General features: G+C 42.6%; 25 protein-coding genes. 5 read left to right on the forward strand and 20 right to left on the reverse strand.

Translation table 11 applies throughout. The features are described 5' to 3' along the window. Position 1: 1 nt before the first annotated feature. Positions 2-1,246, reverse strand: coding sequence for a lipoprotein-releasing ABC transporter permease subunit (locus CEW93_RS02040; RefSeq protein WP_089539874.1), 1,245 nt, complete (start codon positions 1,244-1,246; stop codon positions 2-4). Positions 1,247-1,358: 112 nt separating this feature from the next. On the opposite strand from CEW93_RS02040, the gene CEW93_RS02045 reads away from it, so the two are divergent. Next, positions 1,359-2,303 (forward strand): hypothetical protein, encoded by a 945-nt coding sequence (locus tag CEW93_RS02045; protein WP_089539853.1) that lies wholly within the window; start codon positions 1,359-1,361, stop codon positions 2,301-2,303. A gap of 51 nt (positions 2,304-2,354) precedes the next feature. On the opposite strand, the gene ccoP is transcribed toward CEW93_RS02045, so the two are convergent. Genes ccoP through ccoN form a run of 4 tightly spaced genes read right to left on the reverse strand, consistent with a single transcriptional unit; the run spans position 2,355 to position 5,736 of the window. Then, positions 2,355-3,419 (reverse strand): cytochrome-c oxidase, cbb3-type subunit III, encoded by a 1,065-nt coding sequence (gene ccoP, locus CEW93_RS02050; protein WP_089539855.1) that lies wholly within the window; start codon positions 3,417-3,419, stop codon positions 2,355-2,357. Continuing rightward, positions 3,416-3,595 (reverse strand): cbb3-type cytochrome c oxidase subunit 3, encoded by a 180-nt coding sequence (locus CEW93_RS02055; protein ID WP_089539856.1) that lies wholly within the window; start codon positions 3,593-3,595, stop codon positions 3,416-3,418. Before CEW93_RS02055 ends, ccoP begins: the two co-directional genes overlap by 4 nt. Then, on the reverse strand, positions 3,595-4,233 hold the full coding sequence (gene ccoO / locus CEW93_RS02060; RefSeq protein WP_089539859.1) for a cytochrome-c oxidase, cbb3-type subunit II: 639 nt from the start codon (positions 4,231-4,233) through the stop codon (positions 3,595-3,597). The genes CEW93_RS02055 and ccoO overlap by 1 nt, the downstream gene beginning before the upstream one ends. 9 nt (positions 4,234-4,242) lie before the next feature. Continuing rightward, entirely contained in the window at positions 4,243-5,736 is a 1,494-nt protein-coding gene (gene ccoN, locus CEW93_RS02065; RefSeq protein WP_089539862.1) for a cytochrome-c oxidase, cbb3-type subunit I, read from the reverse strand. Between the two features lie 513 nt (positions 5,737-6,249). Here ccoN and CEW93_RS02070 point away from each other — a divergent pair. From CEW93_RS02070 to CEW93_RS02080, 3 genes are all read left to right on the forward strand, one after another. Beyond that, positions 6,250-6,639, forward strand: coding sequence for an SCP2 sterol-binding domain-containing protein (locus CEW93_RS02070; protein ID WP_089539865.1), 390 nt, complete (start codon positions 6,250-6,252; stop codon positions 6,637-6,639). Between the two features lie 224 nt (positions 6,640-6,863). Next, positions 6,864-8,399 (forward strand): cytochrome c oxidase accessory protein CcoG, encoded by a 1,536-nt coding sequence (gene ccoG, locus CEW93_RS02075; RefSeq protein WP_089539868.1) that lies wholly within the window; start codon positions 6,864-6,866, stop codon positions 8,397-8,399. An 89-nt stretch (positions 8,400-8,488) separates the two neighbouring features. Then, positions 8,489-9,448: a hypothetical protein gene (locus CEW93_RS02080; RefSeq protein ID WP_089539871.1), complete on the forward strand. Its 960-nt coding sequence runs from the start codon at positions 8,489-8,491 to the stop codon at positions 9,446-9,448. A 35-nt stretch (positions 9,449-9,483) separates the two neighbouring features. On the opposite strand, the gene CEW93_RS02085 is transcribed toward CEW93_RS02080, so the two are convergent. Next, a complete protein-coding gene (locus CEW93_RS02085) occupies positions 9,484-10,470 on the reverse strand; it encodes a bifunctional nicotinamide-nucleotide adenylyltransferase/Nudix hydroxylase (protein WP_089539292.1) in 987 nt (328 codons plus the stop codon). An 85-nt stretch (positions 10,471-10,555) separates the two neighbouring features. On the opposite strand from CEW93_RS02085, the gene nfuA reads away from it, so the two are divergent. Then, positions 10,556-11,179 carry a Fe-S biogenesis protein NfuA gene (gene nfuA / locus CEW93_RS02090; protein WP_089539291.1) on the forward strand — a complete coding sequence of 208 codons (624 nt, stop codon included), beginning with the start codon at positions 10,556-10,558 and terminating at the stop codon, positions 11,177-11,179. Between the two features lie 28 nt (positions 11,180-11,207). Here nfuA and CEW93_RS02095 read toward each other — a convergent pair whose 3' ends face one another. From CEW93_RS02095 to CEW93_RS02160, 14 genes are all read right to left on the reverse strand, one after another. Further along, positions 11,208-11,510: a hypothetical protein gene (locus CEW93_RS02095; RefSeq protein ID WP_089539290.1), complete on the reverse strand. Its 303-nt coding sequence runs from the start codon at positions 11,508-11,510 to the stop codon at positions 11,208-11,210. Between the two features lie 12 nt (positions 11,511-11,522). Beyond that, positions 11,523-11,651, reverse strand: coding sequence for a methionine/alanine import family NSS transporter small subunit (locus CEW93_RS02100; protein WP_089539289.1), 129 nt, complete (start codon positions 11,649-11,651; stop codon positions 11,523-11,525). 3 nt (positions 11,652-11,654) lie between these two features. After that, positions 11,655-13,154 (reverse strand): sodium-dependent transporter, encoded by a 1,500-nt coding sequence (locus CEW93_RS02105; RefSeq protein WP_089539288.1) that lies wholly within the window; start codon positions 13,152-13,154, stop codon positions 11,655-11,657. 198 nt (positions 13,155-13,352) lie between these two features. Then, positions 13,353-14,126: an acyl-ACP--UDP-N-acetylglucosamine O-acyltransferase gene (gene lpxA / locus CEW93_RS02110; protein WP_089539287.1), complete on the reverse strand. Its 774-nt coding sequence runs from the start codon at positions 14,124-14,126 to the stop codon at positions 13,353-13,355. After that, positions 14,123-14,644 carry a 3-hydroxyacyl-ACP dehydratase FabZ gene (gene fabZ / locus CEW93_RS02115; protein WP_089539293.1) on the reverse strand — a complete coding sequence of 174 codons (522 nt, stop codon included), beginning with the start codon at positions 14,642-14,644 and terminating at the stop codon, positions 14,123-14,125. The genes lpxA and fabZ overlap by 4 nt, the downstream gene beginning before the upstream one ends. Before the next feature lie 21 nt (positions 14,645-14,665). Beyond that, a complete protein-coding gene (lpxD, locus tag CEW93_RS02120) occupies positions 14,666-15,631 on the reverse strand; it encodes a UDP-3-O-(3-hydroxymyristoyl)glucosamine N-acyltransferase (RefSeq protein WP_089539286.1) in 966 nt (321 codons plus the stop codon). After that, positions 15,631-17,994, reverse strand: coding sequence for an outer membrane protein assembly factor BamA (gene bamA / locus CEW93_RS02125; protein ID WP_255503909.1), 2,364 nt, complete (start codon positions 17,992-17,994; stop codon positions 15,631-15,633). Before bamA ends, lpxD begins: the two co-directional genes overlap by 1 nt. Before the next feature lie 164 nt (positions 17,995-18,158). Continuing rightward, on the reverse strand, positions 18,159-19,511 hold the full coding sequence (rseP, locus tag CEW93_RS02130; RefSeq protein ID WP_089539284.1) for an RIP metalloprotease RseP: 1,353 nt from the start codon (positions 19,509-19,511) through the stop codon (positions 18,159-18,161). 19 nt (positions 19,512-19,530) lie between these two features. After that, on the reverse strand, positions 19,531-20,748 hold the full coding sequence (gene dxr, locus CEW93_RS02135) for a 1-deoxy-D-xylulose-5-phosphate reductoisomerase (protein WP_089539283.1): 1,218 nt from the start codon (positions 20,746-20,748) through the stop codon (positions 19,531-19,533). Then, positions 20,749-21,579, reverse strand: coding sequence for a phosphatidate cytidylyltransferase (locus CEW93_RS02140; RefSeq protein WP_146416628.1), 831 nt, complete (start codon positions 21,577-21,579; stop codon positions 20,749-20,751). It abuts the gene before it with no gap. Positions 21,580-21,693: 114 nt separating this feature from the next. Further along, positions 21,694-22,437, reverse strand: a complete 744-nt coding sequence (gene uppS, locus CEW93_RS02145; protein ID WP_089539821.1) for a polyprenyl diphosphate synthase — start codon at positions 22,435-22,437, stop codon at positions 21,694-21,696. Positions 22,438-22,616: 179 nt separating this feature from the next. After that, positions 22,617-23,171, reverse strand: a complete 555-nt coding sequence (gene frr / locus CEW93_RS02150; RefSeq protein WP_089539819.1) for a ribosome recycling factor — start codon at positions 23,169-23,171, stop codon at positions 22,617-22,619. A 27-nt stretch (positions 23,172-23,198) separates the two neighbouring features. Continuing rightward, positions 23,199-23,939, reverse strand: a complete 741-nt coding sequence (gene pyrH, locus CEW93_RS02155) for a UMP kinase (protein WP_089539816.1) — start codon at positions 23,937-23,939, stop codon at positions 23,199-23,201. Between the two features lie 136 nt (positions 23,940-24,075). After that, positions 24,076-25,167 carry a porin gene (locus tag CEW93_RS02160; RefSeq protein WP_089539814.1) on the reverse strand — a complete coding sequence of 364 codons (1,092 nt, stop codon included), beginning with the start codon at positions 25,165-25,167 and terminating at the stop codon, positions 24,076-24,078. Between the last annotated feature and the right edge of the window lie 14 nt (positions 25,168-25,181).

Raw genomic sequence — 25,181 nt, forward strand, 5'->3', positions numbered from 1 at the left:
CCTATTCGTAACGCAAAGTTTGGGCAGGTTGGATTTTTGATGCTTTTAAGGCAGGATATACCGTCATCAAAAATGACAATAAAAAAGATGCCACCACAATTAACGCCACATCCGCCACCTGTATCTGCGAAGGCAAATAATCCACAGGATACACGCTGGTATTAAACAAACTCACCCCAAACAATTTGCTGACAAACACCAAAATATCATTAACAGACAAAGCCAATATCACACCGAGCACCGTACCAACAACCGTGCCAATCACACCGATAATCATGCCTTGCACCACAAATACCTGCATGATAAGTTTTGGACTTGCCCCAAAAGTTTTTAAAATGGCGATGTCAGATTTTTTGTCAGTAACCAGCATGATAAGGCTAGATACGATATTAAACGCTGCCACAATGACGATTAAAAACAGCAATAAACCAATCATTGCCTTCTCCATTTGCACCGCCGAAAAAAGATTGCCGTGCGTGTGCGTCCAATCACTTGCCATCAAACGTTGCGAGTCTATGTTTTGGGCGTTTAGAGCAGATTGGGGAGCTTTAAAAATGTCATTTAATTTTAGACGAATGCCCTGAGCCCCATCAGGCAAACGCAGCATGGCTCCTGCATCTTTCATTGCCACAAAACCCATCAAGCCATCAATCTCATTATTAATACGAAACGTCCCCACCAAGGTAAATCGTTTAAATCTAGGAATTACCCCCGCAGGCGATGGCGATGCTTCTGGCAAAACAATGGTAACTTTTTCACCAAGTCTGACACCCATCTCAGCCGCTTTGCTATCACCCAATACAATGCCAAATTCACCTGCTTGCAAATCATCAAAACTGCCTGACACCATATAATCATTAACCACCGAGACCTTTTTTTCGTATTCAGGCTCTACCCCTGACAGCACAATGCCTGACACTTGCCCATGAGCAGTAAGCATTCCTTGAAGCTGAATAAATGGTGCAGTTGCCACGACGTTTTTGTCTTGTTGCTCAATTTGTTTGGACAGCTCACGCCAATCAGGTAAAATATCATAAGAGATGACATTTGCCTGAGAAACCATGCCCAAAATACGGCTTTTCATCTCCCTATCAAAGCCGTTCATGACCGAAAGCACGGTGATTAATACCGCCACGCCCAAAGTCAATCCAATCATAGAAATAAAAGAAATAAAAGAGATAAAACCATTTTTGCGTTCAGCTTTGGTATAACGTAAACCAATAAATAAAGCCAAGGGACGAAACATATTTTTTCTCAGATAAAATTTGCCATAGTTTACACCATTTATCATATTTTGGCTTGATTTTTTAAATTTTTACCTTATTAATATTGCCAATAACAACATCTGGAAAGCCATCATGAGCCAATCACAGACTTTGCATTACAAATATCAACATCAAATTACGCCGACCAAGATTGACCTACCTGATGACAAAAACGCAAGTCATGGCGACCATTGGGCAATTTTAAGCACAGACATCACCCAAGAAGTACCCATTTGGCTCAAACAAATGCTAGACACCGCCAAACTTCCTGTGGGGCTGAGCCCCAACACCACAGACAACAAACGCCTACTGATTAGTGGTGATGAGCCTTGCCATATCAAACAAGTGCTTGCGATGGAACAAGGCAAACCTATCGCTTTGGTCAATACCTTTCCCTGTGTGGAAAGCCCCTATGCAACCACTTGTAATGTTGAAAGAATTATTCGCTGTGAACGCACATCAGATGCGATTTTACGCCTAAACACCAAAGATGGCTCTACGATATATGCGTTTGACCAGCTTTATAGCATTAATCACAACCACTATCAAGCCAACCAAGATTATCAGGCTTATTTGAGTGCGTGGGCATATCATATTGAGCCATCTGACCAAAGTCAGCACATTTTGATAGACGACCCAACAGCCATTCGCTATCATCGTGCTTTTAATGACATTGTTTCAGCCAATGATGGGCGAGTGCCTGATGACATCACTGAGCAAATCCGTGCGTGGCAACCTGTTGATGACACACCCTTAGCTCCCGTAGAGATTAACTTAGGGCACAGTTGTATTTATTTGTATGGCGAAACTTTTGGACAAGAAGACGAATCGTGGTGTCAAGGTCAAGTGTTAGGCATTAGCCACACGTCCTTTTTTAATAAAGCAATTACTTTGTTTGATGTGGTGATTTTGCGTGAGCCTGACAGCACGCCATTAGTGGTGCGTATTGCCACCCCAAGCACTGACAGCAATCAACGCATTAAAGTACAAGATTATATTCAAGCAAACATCTGGCTACAAGTCGCCATCAGCAAATAATTCGCTCAAACAAAAAAGACCCTGATTTAGGGTCTTTTTTTTAAGCTGTTATTATTCAGCATTTTGAGACAGTGAGCGTACATAAGCAGCTAACAACATGATACGTTCGTTACCTAGCTTAGTCTGCCACTCTGGCATCACACCTGCTCTACCATGACGAATGGTGGTTTGAATGGTACTGCGGTCGCCACCAAACAGCCAAATATCATCAGTCAAGTTTGGTGCACCAAATGACGTTAGACCCTTGGCGTCAGCACCATGACACAGCACACAGTTAGCTTCAAAAATTGCTTTACCCTGTGTTACCTGAGCTTGGTTTAACTCATAGCCATTTTGGTTGCCAGAGATGCTAAGCACATACTCAGCAGCAGCACGCACACCAGACTCGCCCAGTTGTTTTTGCCATGCTGCCATCGCACCAACACGACCGTTATGAATGGTCAGCAAGATTTCATCAGCTTTACCGCCATACAACCAGTCATTATCAGTGAGGTTGGGGTAGCCTGTGGCACCAGTAGCATTAGAGCCATGACACAATGCACAGTTTTGCAAAAATAGGTTATTACCAATTTTGATGGCTTCTGGGTTACTGACAAGCTTGTCCACATAAGGAGCAAGTAGTTTGACCTGCTCATCAATTTGAGCTTGCAACTCTTCATTTGGCTCAGCATTTTTGCGTTGAGTGGCTTGCAATTCATTGAGTTTTGCTAAGATTGGCAACGCATCAGACGCACCATCTTCACTCAAAATGCCTTCAAAACTTGTTAAAAATACTTTGTTGTTGCTTTGTAGGTTGCTATTTAGCTCATTTTCTGATGTCCAAGGCAACTCTTGACCATCAACGGTTACGGTTAATACACCTTTCCAACCGCCAGGTTGGATTGCTGGATAAAAGATAAAATATCCCAAACCCCAAATCAATGTTCCAAAAAACACCCACAGCCACCATTTTGGCAATGGTTTATCGTACTCTTTGATGCCATCATAAGAGTGTCCTGTGGTTTCATCTTCTTCTAAAACAGGTTTTGTTCTTAAAGTCCATACCAACACGCCAAATACAAACAGCCAACAGCCTAGCGAAAAAATGGTAACCCAAGAACTCCAAAAAAAGCTCATTGTATATCCTTAGTGCGTTGTGATGACAATTTTTTTAATTGATTGTCATCTAACGCAAGTTGTGCATCTTCTTCAAAGCGTTTTTTATTTTTGGGGGAATATGCCCACCAAGCAATCGCAATAAAAGCAATAAACGCCCCTACTGTCGCTATACTATGTAAAACGCCCCAATTCATTAGCGTTGCCCTTGCATGGCGATACCTAACTGTTGTAGATATGCTACCAATGCATCAAGCTCGGTTGCTCCTTGAACTTGGTCAGGTGCTGCCGCAATGTCTTCTTCGCTATAAGGTACGCCAAAACGGTCTTTGAAAATTCGCATTTTTGCTTGTGTCTTAGAGCCGTCCACTTCGTTCTTAGCAAGCCAAGGATAAGAAGGCATGACCGAATCAGGCACAACAGAGCGTGGATTAATCAAATGATCAATATGCCACTGGTCAGAATAACGACCGCCCACACGAGCAAGGTCAGGACCTGTACGCTTAGAACCCCACAAAAATGGGTGATCCCAAGCAGATTCAGCAGCACGACTATAAGGTCCATAACGCTCCACTTCGGCACGCAAAGGACGAATCATCTGCGTGTGGCACACATGACAGCCTTCACGGATATAAATATCACGACCTTCCAGCTCTAATGCTGTCCAAGGACGCATATTTGGCAAAGGCTTATTTACCCCACCTTTGTCTGGGTCGTTTTGGTCAAAAATCAAAGGAACAATCTCAACCAAAGTCGCAAAGCTGATGGCAATCACAATAAAGACAACGAGCAGACCTGTGTTTTTCTCTACAATTTCATGAGTGATATTAGACATACATTCCCCCTATGCCTTAACTGCATCGTTGTCAAAAACTTCATCACGACCTGTGTTAATTTCGTTAGGCTCGGCGATGTTTTCAGGAATGCTTGGCATTTTGATGGTTTTGTAACAGTTATAAGCCATCACAAGCATACCACCAACATACAAGAAACCACCTAAGGCACGCACCACAAACGGAATGTGGGAGATGACCACAGAATGAATAAAGTCATATTTTAATGTGCCATCTAAGTTGGTCTCACGCCATACGATACCTTGGGTAATGCCCGAAATCCACAACGCCACAATATAAAGCACCGTACCTGTGGTCGCAAGCCAAAAATGCACCGTAATTAGGTTGGTTGAATACATTTTGGCTTTGTTCCAAATACGTGGCAAGAGCACATAGATAGAGCCAATGGTAATCATACCTACCCAACCCAACGCACCAGAGTGAACGTGTCCTACCGTCCAGTCAGTATTATGGCTGATGGCGTTTACTTCCTTAATAGAAAGCATTGGGCCTTCAAAGGTACTCATGGCATAAAACGACAAAGCAACAATCAAGAAACGAATGATTGGGTCAGTACGCAATTTATCCCAGCTACCTGCCAATGTCATGACACCATTAATCATGCCACCCCAAGATGGTGCAAACAAAATCAATGAAAACACCATGCCCAAAGACTGAGTCCAGTCAGGCAATGCTGAGTAATGCAAATGGTGTCCACCTGCCCACATATAAGACGCAATCAACGCCCAAAAGTGCACAATAGACAAACGGTAAGAATAAACTGGGCGACCAATCTGAACAGGAATGAAATAATACATCATGCCCAAGAAAGCGGCGGTCAAATAAAAACCTACTGCGTTATGACCATACCACCATTGTACCATCGCATCAGTTGCACCGCCGTACAACGAATAAGACTTCCACATACTCACAGGAATTGCCATGTTATTGACAAGGTGCAGCAACGCAATGGTAATGATAAAGGCAGCAAAGAACCAGTTCGCCACATAAATATGTGAAGTTTGACGCTTAATGAGCGTACCAAAAAACACTATGGCATAAGACACCCACACCAAAGCAATCATGATGTCAAGTGGCAACTCCAATTCAGCGTATTCTTTTGCAGAAGTAATACCCAAAGGCAACGTGATGACCGCCCCGACAATGACCGCCTGCCAACCCCAAAACGTAAACCACGCCAGATATGGGGCAAAAAGCCGAGTCTTACAGGTACGCTGTACAATGTAATAAGAAGTGGCAAAAAGTGCTGACCCCCCAAACGCAAAAATCACCGCATTGGTGTGTAGCGGTCTTAAACGTCCAAAAGATAGCCAAGAAGTGTCAAAGTTAAGTGCTGGCCATGCAAGCTGTGATGCGATAAATACACCCACGCTCATGCCAACGATGCCCCAAAATACCGCCATGATGGTAAAGAAACGCACAATCGTGATTTCGTATTCATGGTCAATCGATAATGGGGCTACTGCTGTTTTAGATAGACTCATTGGATAGTTTCCTGTGCAGCCCAATTTGTGTTACGTTTTTTGGAAATTCATTTCAATACAAATGAACATCTCTAAAAATTTACGCTTTCATTTAGATAGTTATTTATCTTATTGTAACGCAAACTTTGCCAAATATCATCACATTAAGCAAACAAAACAGAAAAAACCTGAGTGCTGATAAAACATCAAACCTTAGATTGGCTTGCTCGCTTGGCAATCATGATGAATTGCTGGCTTGCGTTACTTTTAAATAAATCCACACTAAAAATAAGGTATTTTTAATGGGTTTTCTCCTTTATTATACAACACTATTGTAAATTTTGAGCCACCTTTTGTAAAAATAATGCAATTTTTTAGCAATTTTTTAACTTTTTTGGGAAATTATTCAAGATATGATTTGATTTTTAAATTTAAAATTTATCTTTATTTTATTTTTTAAAATATTATAGGCGTTTGAAAATTTTTTGCGTATAATAACAAATTTATTATTGATGTTTTTTTTGGGAGCAAAACATGACACAATTTTTAAGCCCTGCGTGGTTTGATGCCGTTGCCACCTTAAACGAGCAAGCAGGCGACCTAAATCTTCCACCAAATCTTGCCAATCTTATCATCAATCTTAGTATTACAGGCGATGCCGACACACACTTACATTTATCATCAGGTAAAATTTTTAAAGGACATCACGAACAAGCCACCAGCACCATCAATATTGATGACAAAACCTTAGGCAACATCATCAAAGGTGGCACAGAGACTGCCGAGATTGCCATAGAAGCCTTTATGACAGGCAAAATTCGCATTGATGGCGACATGAGTCAAGTACTCAACCTACAAACCGCCAAACCCAGTCCTGAACAAAAAGCTTTGTACAAAGCCATCAAGGACATGACCGAATTTTAAGCGTTAAATACCACACAGTAAATTTTCCATCATCAACCACAAATAATGCTAGACTTTTTTACCAAAAGGCGTAGAATAAAATTATTCCAAAAATTCACAACGTTATTTGTGGGATTTGTTTGGTTTTAATTTATCATAAAAACAACCTTAAATTATCCTAAATCAAGCCAAACCAAAACGACCCAGCCAAAGCGTATTACGCTGATTTTAGCTAAGGTGAAACCATGTCAGAACAAGAAAAAAACTCTGCCATACCCCCAGACGCACCTGCCAACGTGTCGCCTGATAACACCAACCCCACCGATGTCAATACACCCGACACAACGGTAACCCCCCCAAAGGCAAACAAGCCAAAAAAACAAAAACCACCACCGCAAAAAATCATTCCCACCGCCCCTGTGGTGGACGCCACAAAAAAACGCATTCACCCCCGTTTCGTCAAAGGTAAATATCAAAATATCCGTGTTGTTACCATGTACGCCATTTTGGTAGGCTTTTTAGTCATGCCGTGGCTACGCTGGAATGGCCGGCAAGCATTGATGTTTGATGTGGCAAACGCCAAATTCTTTGTCTTTGGGGCAACATTTATGCCACAAGACTTCTACTTTTTTGCCTTCATCTTTATGATAGCTGCCATGACGCTCTTTATGGTAACTGTCTATGCAGGGCGGGTGTGGTGTGGCTATGCTTGCCCGCAAACCATTTATGTGCATTTATATCAGCACGTTGAAAAATGGATTTTGGGCGAACGCAACAAACGCATGAAGTTTGAAGATGAGCCATGGAGCGCTTCAAAAATCGCAAAAAAAGTACTCATCCATGCCATTTGGGGTGTGTTTAGTGTCATCACCGCCTTAACGTTCATCGCCTTAGTGGTTGGTACGGATTATCTGTTTTTTAATGGAGCAACGCCATTTTTTATGGGCTGGGGCAAGATGACATGGGTGTTTTTCTTTATCATCACCTTTGCCACTCAATCTAACGCCGGCTATATGCGTGAACATATGTGTGTTCATTTTTGTCCTTATGGTCGCTTTCAGTCGGTGATGTTTGATAAAGACACTTTGCTTGTTTCTTATGATTATGAACGTGGCGAAGCTCGTGGTCCTCGCAAAAAAGGCACACATCCAGAAGGCATGGGCGACTGTATAGACTGTAATATGTGTGTACAAGTCTGTCCCACAGGCATTGACATCAGAAACGGCTTGCAAGTTGAATGTATTCAATGTGCTGCTTGTGTTGATGCCTGTAATGAGATTATGGATAAAGTTGGTTATCCACGTGGGCTGATACGCTACACCACCGAGCGTCAGCTTGTCCATAAAGAAAAAACCAAAATCATCAGTTTTCGTATCTTTGCCTATATCTTTGTATTAAGCGCTTTGATATCAACTGCCACTTGGGTCGCCGTAGGTCGTGCTCCATTAGAGATGGACATTCGCCATGACCGCAAACAAGTCTCTACCAAAGGACGAGACGGTAAAGTTCAAAACAGCTATGTTGTCAAAATCGTCAATAAAACCGACCAAAAACACACTTATATGGTCAAACTTGAACCGATTGATGGCATGGTATTAAAATCTCGTTTCAAAGAAATTACTCTAAGTGCCAACGAAACATACAGCATACCAGTCAGTATCATCGCTGATGCTGATAAAATCGCTGTGGGTCATACGCCTATTACATTGACTGTATATAGTACTGATGGCGTGTACAGTGTCAGCACCCAAGATAATTTCATTTATGAAGCCAAAAAATAAAACCAACAATCCCCCAGTCAAATAATGGCTGGGGTTTTTGTTTGTAGGCATTCATGATATGATAAGACAGTTTTTTATGAGAATGATTTATGAAAGCAGGCTTATTGGTTGTATCATTTGTGCTTTTTTGTGGTGTATCTTTTGCCCAAGATACTCCCACCCAAGATGATTGGCTTGACCAAAAACATCATGACACTCGCCGTTGGCTTGGGAAAACCGCTCATTACATAGATGACTGGTTTGGCAAACCCAATCCTGATGAGCCTGCTCGTGCTACGGTGCGTGTCATGCTAGATGTTCATGATGATAAATATAATAACACAGCCATCAAACCACGTATTCGTGCCAAAATCAAACTGCCCACCTTAGAAGACCGTCTAAACGTCCTTATCGGTGATGATAGGCTAGACAATGAACAAGGGGGTGGTATCCATAACGATGGGCGACTGCACCCTGAACAAGAACACACTTTTGACCGCCAACAAAGTCGCCGTGATAACACGTCTTTGGCACTAAGATGGTCTCGCTTTAAAGACGATGTTGGCATACAAACCGACATAGATTTGGGGCTGCGTTCTAGTGATGTCTATCTAAGATGGCGTGGCGAAAAACGCTGGACAATGAAAAACACAGGCGGACGCTTTGAACAAGTATATCGCTATGGCACAAAAAGTGAGCATTATGCTCTAAGCACGCTTGAATTTGACCAACCCAAATCCACTCACCGCACCCTGATGAATCGCACGCACGTCATCTACACCAATAAAGACCACCAAGAAGACATTGGTTGGAGCAACAGTTTGTACCAACAGCACCATTGGCAAATCCCACTTGGTACTCGTTCATTTAGCTATGGGCTATATGCAGGGGGCGATATTGCAGATGAACACAAATCTAACTTCAACACCTACGGTCCTTATGTCAGCTACCGACAACCAATTTGGCGAAAATGGCTATTTATCCAAGGTGATGTTGGTTATTATAATAACAAAGACGACAACAAAGACCATCACATCTCCACCTTTGGGCGTTTAGAGATGGTGTTTTAATGCACCTAGCAATACTTCTTGCTTGCTTTTTAACATCACAGTCCTAAGACCTTTAAAATCACACTATGATGGTCTTCAAACATCATTTTGCCATCAAGTTTACCCAGTGGCAACCAAAAAGCACGACTGGCATCATCGCCCGCCTTTAACGCAGGCAACTCATCACCTGACAACTCAAAATAAAACACCGTGGTGATGGTTCGTCCACGAGCTGAGCGGTCAGGTGCATCAAAAGTATGTTCAGATTTTAGGGCATTTGGGTCAATCACAAGACCTGTTTCTTCATAAAGCTCACGCACCACACATTCAAACAGTGTCTCATGTGTATCCAAAAACCCCCCTGCCAATGCATACAAACCATGTCCATAATCACCCCCACGCTCAATCAATAAAATATGCCCTGCCTGCACCACCAAAGCATCTGCTGTAACAAATACAGGCGGATAAGGTGCGTGTTGCCATGCTAACTGATACTCAGCAATGTGATTGTATTCACGTTGTAGCCTTAAATAATCTTCACTATTTTTAAATTTATCCAAAAATCTTGCAACATTATCAGGTAAATTTTCATCAATCTCCCCACAGTCAAAATACCGCTTTCTTATTGGTGTGGCGGATAGATTTTCATAATTTGGTAGGTTCACACAGCCCAAGCTTGGAAATAATGACAAATAATAAGAACTTTTATCTTTATGATAGCCCACCACACCCACTTTATCATCATCGCCCACCACATGATAAATCAATGCCTGCACTTCTGACAGCCATTTTTGGTCATTGTATAAATTATCATCAACAGGCAAACACATGATGCGACATTCATCATCAAACGCCCCCAAAATCATACTTTCACGCTCATCAAAACTAAACGGATTTTTGGTGGTGCGGGGAGAGTTTGCCGAACCAATGAGCACCAGCACAGTTTTGGCAAGTGTCAAGGCTTGATTGATGACAAATTTATGTCCTTGATGAAAAGGCTGAAAACGACCAATAAACACCAAATAATCAAATTCATAAGACATATTAAATTCCAATATTAATAAAATTAACCTTGATAATCACAAATATGTTACCATAAAAGCATAAATTTTTTAAAATGAGTGTGTTATGAGCGACCAACAAGACAGCCCCCTAAGCAGCAACATCATCATCACCGAATCTGCCCAAAGCTATTTGGCTGAGCTATTAGCCAAACAAGACGTAGAAGGCATCGGTGTACGCATCTTTGTAGAATACGCAGGCACACCACGAGCGGAGTGCTGTATGAGCTACTGCCAGCCTGATGAGATTGATGAAGACGACCTACAAATTACCTATCCTGCCTTTATCGCTCATATTGACGCACCAAGTATTCCTTATTTGCATGATGCGGTGATTGACTACAACAAAGACCGTTTTGGTGGACAACTCACATTTAGAGCCCCCAACTCCAAAGTCCCCCAAGTGGGTGAAAATGCCAGCATTGAAGAACGGATTAACTATGTTTTACAATCTGAAATTAACCCACAGCTTGCTAGCCACGGTGGTCATGTGGATTTGATTGAAGTTTTTGAAAACGAAGCAGGCAAAACCGCCGTGCTAAAATTTGGTGGTGGCTGTCAAGGGTGCAGTGCGGTGGACGTAACCTTACGCCAAGGTGTTGAAGTTCAGCTCAAACAGCAAATACCCGAGCTGACACAAGTGATTGATGAAACCGACCACACCCAAACAGCCAATGCTTATTACAAATAACAAACCCCCCATTAGGGGGTTTTAAAACTTAAAACCAAGAATCAGCTGCCATGATGGACAGATACAATACAATAAACATTGCCATGAGCATGGGAATGCCCAACACAACAAACCACAGCCAACGATAAATCAGTGCCATTTGCCAACCAAAAATCTCGGTAACAAACAACCCCATCGCCACTAACCACAACCCAAAATACACCCACCAATATACTTTATCTGCTGTTGGACGCATTTGGGCTGTCAGCCAATCTCTGATAACAAAAGCGTAGATGCCTGTTAATAGCATTGGCAACCAAACAGGTGCCAATAACGCCACCATGGTCATCATGGCAAAGTCCTTTTAATGGTCTGATGGCACTTTATCCATGTCAATATCAGGATTTTTAATCAAATGAATCACTGATAGCACCAAGCCACCCCAGATTGCCACCATGGCGACAATCATGACTGTTAATGCAGTACCATTCATAATTTACTCCTTATTAAGTTCATGGTGAGACGCATGGGCGGGAGCTTTGGTTAGGATAAATGAGCCAATGGCAAACAGTGCCACCACACCCCAACCAAAAACCATCTGTACCATGACAGGATAACCACCATAGCCATCTTTTAACAATGATTGCAAAGACAGACCCAATGTTACAATCAAAGAAATGGGCGTGATGACAGTGAGCATAAATACCCAAATCGTTCCCACTTTAAAGCTAGAAATGGCATTGATGTGATTGACCAGTTTTTCCATGATGGGGCGGTTAAACCAAGTTACCCAAATGATGGACAAAATCGCACCAAGTACGATGCCAATGTTATTTGCAAAGTAATCAAAAACATCCACAAAGGTAATCGCTGATTTGGTTGAAAACAAGATAACCGAGATGACTGCTAACACGCCACCAACTACGGTTACAGATTTTTTATGCGACCAGCCAAATTTATCCTTCATTGCTGAGATTGGCACTTGGACAATACTTGCCATAGAAGTCAAACCTGCGGCAAATAATGAGCCAAAGAACAACACACCGATGATGGTTCCGGCATTACCCATGGTGGAGATGATTTGTGGAAATGCCACAAATGCCAACCCCGGTCCACCTTTGGCAACTTCTTGAACAGGCACATTTGTCGCTGCCGCCATAAAGCCAAGCACCGCAAAAATACCAATACCCGCCAGCACTTCAAAGGACGAGTTAGCAAAACCCACCACCAATCCTGAGCCTGTTAGGTTGGCGTTTTTATTCAAATAAGATGAATAAGTAACCATGATACCAAAGCCGATGGATAAAGAGAAAAAGACGTGTCCATAAGCAGCAAGCCACACTTTTGGGTCTGCCATTCTTGCCCAATCAGGGGTAAAAAAGGCATTTAAACCCACGCTCGCTCCCTCTAAACTTATTGCCTTAACCACCATGATACCAAACATCACAATCAGCAGTGGGATACAGATTTTATTGACCAGCTCCACGCCTTTACGCACACCACCATACATGATGAACAGCACAATCGCCCATACCACAACCACGCCCATCAACAAATGTGGTACAATGGTAAAGTCAAGTCCAGAGCCTGCTTGTAAAAATTCTGCTTCAAAAAATTTCCCTGTATCAGTCCCCCACGATTGATTAAAGGCATACAAGGTGTATTGACCCGCCCAAGCCAGTACGGATGCATAATAAACACCGATGACAGAACACACCAACACTTGCCACCAACCAACGCTCTCAGCGGACTTCACCATACGCCGATATGCAGTAGGCGGTGCTCCTTTGTACTTTTGACCAACCACATAATCTAAAAACAAAAGCGGAAAACCTGCCGTTGCCAAAGCAATAAGATAAGGGATAAAAAACGCACCGCCCCCATTTTCATAAGCCGTATAAGGAAAACGCCAAATGTTGCCCAAACCGACTGCCGAACCGACTGCCGCCAAAATAAATCCAGAACGTGCTGACCAACTTTCTCTTTGAGTTGTCATAGCCACTCCTTAATTTTTGTTTATTAATAAGGTTTGTAAAAAATTAAGGTTTGTTTAAAAACAATACCCTACGCCAAATCACTGGCAATCCCAACAACAAACCTGCAACAATAGTTTGAATTAAGCAATAAAAAAAGTCAAGTGCTTAGATTAAAAAAACCCATAACAATAAGTTATGGGTATCTGTTATAATTTGGTTTAACGTATCAGTCCACGCTTGCTATTGATGAGTGAATCAATAAAAAATTGCACTTTTGGCTCGTCTGCCACCATCTTTTGAAGCTCTTTAATGACATCTTCTTTTATCATTTTTGAACGAAACACCAAGCGATAAGCCTCTTCCAAAGCACGTATGGTATCACTCCCCCAACCTTTTCTTCTCATGCCTTCTTTGTTTAAGCCATGTACTTTGGTAGGGTTGCCAGAGACAGTAGTAAAGGCACACACGTCTTTAAAAATAATACTCCCCCCAGCAAGCATTGCATAATCATCAATCCGACAAAACTGATGAATGCCTGATTGCCCACCAATAATTACATAATTGCCCACATGAGTATGACCAGCAACACCAACATTATTCGCCAGCACATTATGGTCGCCCACCATACAATCATGAGCAATATGCACATTCGCCATCAGCAGATTATGGTTGCCAACTTTGGTTAAACCACCACCATCTGCCGTGCCACGATGAAGTGTGCAAGACTCCCGAATGCGATTATCATGACCGATTTGCAAATAAGTCTCTTCGCCCTTAAACTTTAAATCCTGTGGCACTTCACCAACGCTGGCAAATTGATAAATCTCGTTTCGTTGTCCAATGGTGGTATTATCGCCCACAACAACGTGTGATTTTAGTATCGTATCATCACCAATAATGCTGTTTTTACCAATAATACAATATGCCCCAATCTGTGCACTTGGGGCAATCTGTGCACTTGGATCTATGATGGCTGTGGGGTGAATGTTCATGCGTTCACCTTTTGGCGAGCAATCATAATCTCAGCACCACACGCCAGTTTGCCATCCACATGAGCGGTACATTCAAACTTATAAATCTCACGTTTGGCATTGGCAAGTTTTGAACGAATCACAAGAGTATCACCTGTGCTGACAAGTTTTTTAAAACGCACTTTATCCACACCTGCAAACAGATACAAATAGCCATCTTCTGATGATTGCCCTGCACTGACAAAACCCAAAATGCCAGACAGTTGTGCCATTGCTTCTACCATCAATACGCCCGGCATGATGGGGTTATCGGGAAAATGTCCATTAAACAACTCTTCATTAATGGTGATATTTTTATACCCTGTAATCCAGTTGTCGGCTGATACCGCCGTAACACGGTCAATCAACATGAATGGATAGCGGTGCGGTAGGTATTTTTTGATGGTATGATAATTAAATGGTAAGGTTAAATTTTGAACAGATAAACGTTGATGGTCAGCATCTGTCATCAAATCAAGGTCTAAGGTTGAATTTGTCATCATCATTCTCATTTGAAGTGATTATTTTTGTCCGCTTTGACGAAATTTCACGGCAGCCCTACGCCATTCATGTGATGGCATGGCAGACGTGCCTGATGAATACACGCCAGACTTTTTGATAGAGCCAATCACCATGGTCATGCCTGTCAAAGTAACATCATCACAGATGGTCAAATGCCCTGCAATACCCACCGCCCCACCAATGATACATCTCGCTCCAATGCGTGTGCTACCTGCAATCCCCACCTTTGATGCAATGGCGGTGCTTTGTCCAATATGAACATTATGGGCAATTTGCACCAAGTTGTCAATGATGACATCATCACCAATCACCGTATCGCCCACCGCCCCACGGTCTATGCAGGTGTTTGCACCGATACGTACATGATTGCCAATAACCACTTTACCAAGCTGATGGATTTTTTGCCACTTTAAGCCATTTGGTGTGGGATTAGGTGCAAAACCAAAACCTTCTGCACCAATGCTGGCATGAGTATGCACCTGCACACCATCACCCAACACACAATGATGAGCAATACTCACGTGCGAGCCAATTTGACAATCATCGCCAACTTGCACAAAATCACCAATCACCGCATAAGCCCCAATGATGGTATTTTTGCCAATGGTGGCGGTTGGTGAGATGATGGCTGTTGGGTGAATTTTGTTATTGGCACATTCTTGATAGGCAAACAAAGAGCTGACGGACGCATACGCCAAATACGCATCTTTAACTATGACAAATGCTGTCTTGGGCAATACTGGCAATTCATCAGCAAATTGTCGAGAAACCAGTACCACAGCCGCTTGTGTTTTGACCAAATCAGGCAGATATTTGACGTTTGCCAAAAAAGCAAGATGATGATGCTCTGCTTGTGCCAAATCTGCCACACCATTAACTTGTAGCAAACATCCCATCAGCTCGTCTTTATTGATGACCGTTTGACAGCACTCAATCGCCTGTATTATTTGTGATAAACCAATCATCAGAACACACTGCCAATTTGAAATTGAACTTTTTCGGTACGGTCGCCTGCTTTATCATTAAGCGGATTGGCATAACTGATAGAAATAGGACCAATCGGCGTGTACCATGTAACGCCCGCCCCCACACTATAACGCAAAGTATTATCCTGCTGAATGTAGGTTAAATTTGGATTGGACACATCTAAAACATTGACCTTTTTGCCATCTAAGTCGCTGGTGTCATATACTTGACCTGCATCAAAGAAAATGACAGGTCGCACTTGATTTGACCAATCGCCCTTGAACGGCACAGGTAAAATCAACTCCGCCCCAAAAGTTACCAAAGCATTACCGCCAATCTCTTCTCCACGAATGGTGGTTTTATTATTTTTTAGGTAAGCGTAGGCTTGCGACTGTGGTCCTAATGTTGATGCTTCATAGCCACGCACCGAGCCATAACCGCCAGCATAAAAATTCTCATAAAATGGCAGTTTGTTGCCATAGCCTAAGCGTGTCCAGCCACGCAAAATTGTCCCTTTCCACATGGGAAAATAGATATTACCGCGATATATCGCTTTTTGATAAGTATGGTCGCCAAAACCCAAGGTTAAATCAACATTGTGGCTCATGCCCTTGGTAGGAAACACAGGCTTATCCAAGCTAGAATAACTCCAACCCAACATACCGCCATAAGTGTTGTATTTATTGGTGAATTGGGCATTATTGTCCGCGCCAATGATTGCTGTACCGCCATCATCTATGAGCTGTTTGACATTGGCAATGCCCATATAAGCACCGCCACGCACTTTGGTACTGTCTAGAGTAAAACCTGCTGATAGGCGTTGGTTTTCATTGATGGGATAACCATAAATCAGCGAGCCACCATAAGAATCCAGCACATAATTGGAGATGTTATTGCTGTCATATTTGGTCTTACGGTAGTAGGCGTTGATGCTTTGGGAGACGCCATTAACTGTAAAATAAGGGTCAGTCATACCCAAACTGTATGTGTCTCTGGTTTCAGAACGAGTAAAAGATGCCGTAACACGATTGCCTGTTCCCATAAAGTTGTTTTGGGATAAATCTGCCTGAAACGTGATACCGCCACTTTGTGAGTATCCTGCGGCAATGGTAGATGAACCTGATGGCTGTTCTTCTACGGCATAGGTGATGTCCACTTGGTCAGGGCTGTTTGGCACAGGTTTGACATCAATTTTGACGTCCTTAAAAAATCCTGTTCGCATCAGACGCACTTGTGAAAGTTGAATTTTTTGATTGGATGCCAACGCCCCTTCCAATTGACGCATCTCTCGTCTTAACACTTCATCCTTGGTCTTAATATTGCCCGTAAAGTTGATACGGCGTACATACACAGGGCGTACAGGGTCTATATAATAATCAATGTCCACCGTGCGTGATACGTCATTAATGCGACTGATGGGACGAATTTGTGCATAATAATAGCCATCATCGCCAAACTTAGCGGCAATGGCGTTGGTAGTTTGATCAAGCTCACTTTGAGAGTACACTTTGCCTTCGGTAAATTTCACCAAAGCATTTAGCTCATCTGTCCGATAAGTGGGATTGCCCAAAAATTGAATCTTGCCAAAACGATACTGTTCGCCTTCGGTCATGCTCACTTCAATAAAGACTTTTTGCTTGTCTTCATCAATGTTTAAAATGGCATTATCCACATTAAATCGCACAAAACCATCATTTAAATATTTGGCTTTGATGGCTTCAAGACTGGCATTTAATTTTTCTTGACTATAACGGTCTGCTTTGGATAAAGGATTGATTTTATTATCTTTTAAGGCGAACTCTTCTTTTAGCTCTTTATCTTTAAAATGATGATTGCCAATCAGATTAATATCCACAACACGAGCAGGCTTACCTTCAATAAATTTTAGGTCCAATTTCACCCGATTGCCATCTAGGCGAGTTTGGGTGATTTCAATGTCGCTATTGTAATAGCCTTGTGAGATGTACTGATTTTCAAGCTCACTTTCTAACATTTTTATGGTGGATTGTTTGAGTACGCCACCTTTTACCAATCCTGTGCTTTTTAGACCTTGCTCCAAGCCATCTTTGGGAATCAGTTTATTGCCCGTAAAATTTATCTCAGCAATCGTAGGACGCTCAGTCAGATGATAGGTCAGTTTTGTGCCTGACACATCTGCTTGTACATTACTAAATTGTTCGGTGGCGTACAAAGCTTCAATGCTACTGGCAAGCATTTCATCAGTTACGGTTTGACCTTCGCCAATGGGCAAAACCACCTGCAAACTTTCAGGGGTAACACGGCTAAGCCCAACAAAATCAATACTATCCGCCACAAAAGTCTCGGCATACGCCCCCACCGACAACGCAGACAATACAGCCATTGTGATTGTTTTTTGTACAAATTTAGAAACTAGATGGTGAGACATAAGTAACTTTTCCAGTGTTTTTGTTAAAATAGTGTTAAATTAAGCTAAAAAGGCAATTTTGGCAAGCCCAAAATGAGATTTTTGTAAAAATTTTTTAAAATTTGGTTATTAAATAATCACTAGCCAAACACCCGCATGATGTCGTTACTGATGGCAAGCACCATGACACACAGCAGCAAAACAAACCCCAGTTTAAAACTGTTCATCTGCACGCTCTCTGGCATGGGCTTACCCATCAACAGCTCATAAATATAAAACACCAAATGACCGCCATCTAACACAGGTATTGGTAAAAGGTTTAGCACTGCCAAAGACAAACTAATCAGTCCTGCGGTGGATAAAACTTGTAACCAGCCCATTTGTATGCTGTCTTTGGAAACTTCGGCAATGGTAATCGGTCCTGACAAATTATCAAGTCCAATCAGCCCTGTCATCATCTTAGCCATGGATTTGACGGTCATGACAGACAGCTCATAAGTTTTTATCACCGACTTATGCAAGGCTTCTAATGGGGTGTGATTGATGGTTATTTTGTAGTCATCTGGAATGACAATGCTGGTCTCTTTGACCCTTGCTCCGATTTGTCCAACCGTACGGTTTTCCACTTTTACTGCTCGTGGCATGACTTTAATGTCTAGGTTTTGACCATCTCTGATGATGCCAAACATCAAGGATTTTTCTGGGCTATTTTGAATGATTTCGGTAGCAGTCAGCCAGTCTGCTATCGGCACGCCATCAATGTGAGTAATGGTGTCGCCTGCTTTTAACCCCATTAATGCCCCTGCACCATCTTTTGTCAATGAGCCAATCACAGGTGCTATCACAGGTCGCCAAGGCAAAACACCCAATGCTGTCAAAGGGTCTTTACCCTTATCCGCTCCCTGCATAAAATCAGTGATGGCAACATTTGTCTGACCTTTGTCCGTCTCTACCAGCACCACGCCACGCTCACCCATGCGGTCAGCCAAAGCAAAATTAATGCTTTCCCACGTTGGTGTGCGTTTGTTATCAATGTGAGAAATGGTTTCACCAACCACCAGTCCGCTTGTGCTTGCAGGGCTGTCGCTGACAATCCGCCCAATCTTGGTGCTAAGCTGTTCGCTTGGCTGTAAAAACAGCACAAAAAATAGCACAATGGCAATCAGAAAATTCATGAGCGGTCCTGCTGCCACGATAGCGATTTTCTTTAAAGGGTGCTGATTATTAAACGCCAAATGTCGCTCATGTTCAGCCACTTCCCCTTCTCGCTCATCCAGCATTTTGACATAACCACCCAAAGGAATGGCACAAATGCGATAATCAATGCCTGTTTTTGGACTCGTCCAACCAAAAAGCCGTGTGCCAAAACCGATAGAATAAGTTAATACCTTGACCCCACACAGTCGTGCCACGACATAATGCCCCCACTCATGCAAAGCAACCAAGGGCGTAAGCACCAATAAAGCCGATAAAAACAGATATAAAGCCGTCATGCGTTTAGGTTCTCAACTTTTACATTGCTTTTAAATAGATATGCGTCTTGGCTCGCACACGCTCATCAAACAGCAAAATATCATCTATATTATGAAAATTTGTATTAAAATGCGTATGCAACTCACCATCATTAAGCACTTTTTCTACCATATCAGCGATGTCAGTTAGGCGGATTTGATGATTTAAAAATGCTGACACCAAAATTTCATTAGAAGCATTTAAGGCGATACACGCACCATTGCCTGCTTTGGCGGCTGCACGGGCTAAGTCCAAGGCTTTAAATTTATCTTTGTCAGGGCAGATAAACTCCAAAGCACCAATCTCAAATAAATTTAATGGCTTCACGCCATTTGACATACGCTTAGGATAAGCCAAAGCATGAGCGATGGGCGTTTTCATGTCAGGCTCACCCAGCTGAGCAAGCACAGAGCCATCTATGTACTCCACCATAGAATGCACGATGCTTTGGGGGTGAATGGCGATTTGAATTTGGCTTTCATCCAGGTTAAATAAATGACACGCCTCAATCAGTTCAAGCCCTTTATTCATCATGGTCGCACTATCAATGGAGATTTTTTGTCCCATGTTCCAGTTGGGGTGCTTAACCGCTTGTGCTACCGTTGCATTTTGCATATCCACATAAGATTTGTATAAAAAACCACCACCGCTAGCAGTCAGCCAAAGCTGCTTGATGCCAAAATCCGTCTGATGAATGACAACATTATCCATTTGCACCGCTTGGGGCAAACATTGAAAAATGGCATTATGCTCACTATCAATCGGTAAAATGGTTGCTTTTTGCGTGCGTGCGGTCTGCATGACCAAATCACCTGCCATAACAAGGCTTTCTTTATTGGCAAGTAGTACGGTTTTGCCCGCTTTTACCGCCGTCAAAGTGGAGCGTAATCCCGCCGAACCCACAATCCCAGCAATAATCTTGCCTGATTTTTCATCGCTTGCCAAATCCATCAGCCCTGCTTGACCGCCAACCACATCAATATCCAAGCCTGATGAGCTTAGATGATGGGCAAATTTATCCACTTTATCAGATGGCACACAGACACGATTTGGGTGAAATTCTGCACACAGCTCAAAAAGTTTGTCAAGCTGAGAAAAACCTGACAAAGCATGAATTTGCCACTGATGACCCAAACGGCTTTGATGACGGATAATGTCAAGTGTACTACTGCCAATAGAGCCTGTTGCTCCAAGTATGGTGATGATGTTGGTCGTCATTTAAAAAACCCTTGGTAAACTGCCCAATGCGGGTAGCACTTTAATATACACAAGCACCCACACCCCAAGGGCAAACACAGGCGTGGCGGATAATAACGAATCTATGCGGTCAAGCACGCCCCCATGCCCCGGTAAGATTGTTCCAGAATCTTTAATCCCTGCACGGCGTTTTAACATGGACTCAAACAAATCGCCCAGTACACTTGCCATCACCGTCAGTCCAGATAACCCCAAAAAAGCCATGAGTGCCACACCTGTCAGTTGCAACTCAAAACCCACAGTTATTGCCACAAGGGCAGATGTAACAAGACCGCCGATTAGCCCTTCTATGGATTTGTTGGGTGAGACATTGGGAGCAAGTTTGCGTTTGCCAAGTTTTCGCCCCACAAAATACGCCCCACTATCAGCACACCACACCAATAAAAACACATACATCAACCACCAAGGCGACACCTGCCACAGACTGTACATGGCGGTAATGCTTGCCGTTAAGATAATCACCCCCATGATAAACAATCGCCTGCCATACCATTTTTCTTGGGCAGGATAAACAAGCACCCATTTGGTCGCCATCAGCCAAATCCCAAAAGACAGCACCCACCATATCAGCCACAGTTGGGGAATAAAAATGCTGCCAAGCGTAATTGCTAATACTAAAGTGATGAACTGTGCAGGCTGTTTATGTTTTGGCATGAGCTTTGTCCACTCATGAGACGCAATCAACACACCCACTGTCAATAAGGGTAAAAACAAAAATGGCACACGACTTGTAAACATCGCCATTCCCACAATAATCACAAGAATAACCGCCGTTTTTATTCGTTGCCACATAGATTTTTGCTCTTTTATTGTTTATAAACATTTTGATATTTATAAAATGCCATCAAGCAGTCATCAGCCATCACTGAGCTAGATTTCTGCCCAAGCTTAACTCATATCAAAAAATCAAATTTGCTCTTGCACCTGTTCGCTGGTCTTGCCAAATCTTCGTTCACGATTGGCAAAATCATTCATCATCTCATCCAGTTCACATAGGTTAAAATCAGGCCACAGTGTTTGTGTAAAAAACAATTCAGCATAAGCAGACTGCCACAACAAAAAATTAGAAATGCGATACTCGCCCCCTGTACGAATCAACATATCCACCTGTGGCAAATCCGCCAGCTCCACACATTCACCTAGCCTATCAACATCAATGTCATCTGCTGTTAGCTTGCCACGCTGAACATCCAAAAGCAGTTTTTGGCAGGCTTGCACAATGTCCCACCTACCACCATAACTGATGGCAATCACCAATGTCATTTTATCAAAATGAGCCGTTTGACTCTCTGCATCCGCCATCAGCATTTGCAATCGCTCATCAAGAGCGTTTCTGTCGCCAATAAAACGCAGACGGATTTGGTATTTATTCATGCGAGGCAGCTGCTCATGAATGGTGCTTTCAAGAAGTTTCATCAACAATTCAACTTCTTTTTTGGGTCTTGCCCAGTTTTCAGAGGAAAAGGCAAATACTGTCAAAACCTGCACGCCTTTTGCCACACAATGCTCAACGATGGGGTCAAGTGCATTTTTGCCTGCCAAATGCCCTGCTCCTGTCGGTAAGGCATGAGCCTTGCCATAGCGGTTATTGCCGTCCATGATGATGGCAATGTGTTTGGGAATCGTGGTGGTGGGTGATGATGTTGGCATGATGTTGACGTTTGGTTTGGCGAAGGCAAAGAGAATTGATTAAATAAAAGCAATCAGTTTAATACATTGCAACTGTTTGGATGAGTCACCAATCAGCAGTTTTTAATCAATATTTAATTAAGAACCTAAAAATTAAAAAACAAAAAGACCTGCACGCCTAAACGCACAAGTCTTAATGACTATACTTCCATCAGCTCACTTTCTTTTTTAGACAAGCGAGTATCAATGGTTTTGATAAAATCGTCAGTCAATTTCTGAATGTCATCAGAAGCACGACGTTCATCGTCTTCACTGACTTCTTTGTCTTTAACCAGTTTTTTGATGTCGCTCAGCATATCACGACGAACATTACGCACCGACACACGAGCTGATTCGGCATCTGAACGGGCAAGTTTTTGCATATCACGGCGAGTCTCTTCGGTCAAAGCTGGCATTGGCACACGAATCACGTCAGCCGTCATGGGATTTAGTCCCAAATCCGCCTCACGGATTGCTTTGTCCACCGCTTGCACCATAGAACGGTCAAAAGGCTGAACCAATAAAGTGCGGCTGTCTTCCACATTAATACTTGCCACTTGGTTTAATGGCATCTCTGAGCCATAATAGCTTACCATGACCCCCGATAAAATGCCGGGATGAGCCCGCCCTGTACGCAACTTTGTAAAGGCGTTTTCTAGGGCGTCAAGGGCTTTTTCCATACGAGCTTTGCCATCTAGTTTAATTTGATTAATCATAACAATTCCTTAAAATAGCTTATACAATCAGTGATAGACTCTTGTGCCTTCTTTTTCGCCCATCACAACATTTAATAAAGCGTTGGGTTTATTCATGTCAAACACCTGCAAAGGCACATTGTGTTCACGGCACAAAGCAATGGCGGTCAAATCCATCACACCCAGTTTGCGTTCTAGCACCTCATCAAAGGTTAAACTGTCATATTTGACCGCGTCATCATGTACGCTTGGGTCTTTATCATACACGCCATCAACTTTGGTCGCCTTTAAAATCAGCCCAGCTTCAATCTCAATCCCACGCAGACAGGCCGCTGTATCAGTAGTAAAAAACGGATTGCCTGTACCTGCCACAAAAATGCACACCTCTCCATTATTTAGATGGCGAATAGCTTCACGACTGGCATAGGGTTCACCTACTGTGGCGATAGACAGGGCGGACATCAGACGAGTTTTGATGTTGCGACGAACCAAAGCATCTCTCATGGCAAGACCATTCATGACGGTGGCAAGCATGCCCATTTGGTCGCCAGTTACTCGTCCAACCAAACCTTCTTTTTGTAGGGTACTACCACGATAAAGATTGCCACCACCTACCACAATCCCCACTTGAACGCCAAGCCCACGCAAATGAGCGATAGAAAGGCTCATCTGGTCAAGAATGGACGCATCAATACCCATATCTTTACCCCCCGCCAAAGCCTCACCAGAGAGCTTTAATAAAATGCGAGAAAATTTTGGGTTTTTATCGTTTGGATTGATGTCGGTCATGGTTACCCCTTGTAAATTTTTGCAAAATTAGTTAATTTTATCATACTTTTGGGTAAAGTAACAATTTAAAAAGCACCATCACCCCACAAAAACAAAAACCCACCAAAAGGCAGGTTTTTGTGGAAGTTAGGGCAAATTAGAATTTGTATTCTAGACCTGCACCTACGCCATAGGCTTTCTCAGTTTGAGTTCCTGTCGCCTTGTCTTGAAGGTAGGCACCATACAAGTGAGCAGTAGTGGCTTTGTTAAATGAGTACTCAGCACCTGCGACAACACGTTGTCTTTCTACATCCTTAGCACCAGCATAATTATCTACAAAATCAAGCTGACCATAAGCTGTCCAAGGTGTTTGAGCAACTTTATACTTACCAGAAACAGTAAAGGCATTTTCGTTATCGTTAGTATTAAAATCAGTATGTTGATACTGACCCGCAACTGTTAAAGCAGGGTTAATAGCATAAGCACCACTTACACGAACTGCAGATAATTTATCATAAGTAGTAGTAGTTGTGGTTGTACCTGGAAGCGTTACTTGACCAACAACAGTACTACCATTGGTAACATCAAGAGTTGCACCAGGAACAGTAGAAGTTGTTGAATTTGACACACCATTGCTAGCTTTAATATAGGTAACACCAACTTTATAGGGAGCATTTTCAGGCTCATATTTTGCACCCACGCCAAAGGCATCACCATTTAGGTTGTCAGTAGCACCGTCATTTTCATCAAGAACGTACATACCCATGAACTGCACACCATTGTATTTTGGTGAGAAGTAAGCAAAGGCATTGTTTGCACGAACGCTTTTGAAATAAGCTTGTACGTCATCACTACCAATAACACCACCTTTGGTTACGTTAGCATAGTTGATGTACTCATCAATTGCTGTTAAGCGACCTGCCACCAATGTACCTAATTGCTTGTTAGAAAGACCAAGATAGGTATCACGACTTTCCCAGTTGCGGTCTCTGTTTACATCAGTTTCTACACGGTATTCTAATTGATAAACCACGTCAGTATTTGCAGTCAGAGCTTCTGAGCCTTTAATACCAATGCGAGAAGCGTTAGAATTTAGTTGACTACGGGTTTCAAGACCGCCATTTTTAGCGGCATCATTACCATCTTGGATATCAAGAGATAGGAACACCTTACCATAAACGGTAGGAGCAGCTTGTGCAGCAGTAATAGACAAAGCAGCTACGGCTGATGCTAAAAGTAGTTTTTTCATGGGTTTCTCCACTC

The sequence above is a fragment of the Moraxella sp. VT-16-12 genome, from assembly GCF_002224245.2.
GTDB lineage: Bacteria > Pseudomonadota > Gammaproteobacteria > Pseudomonadales > Moraxellaceae > Moraxella.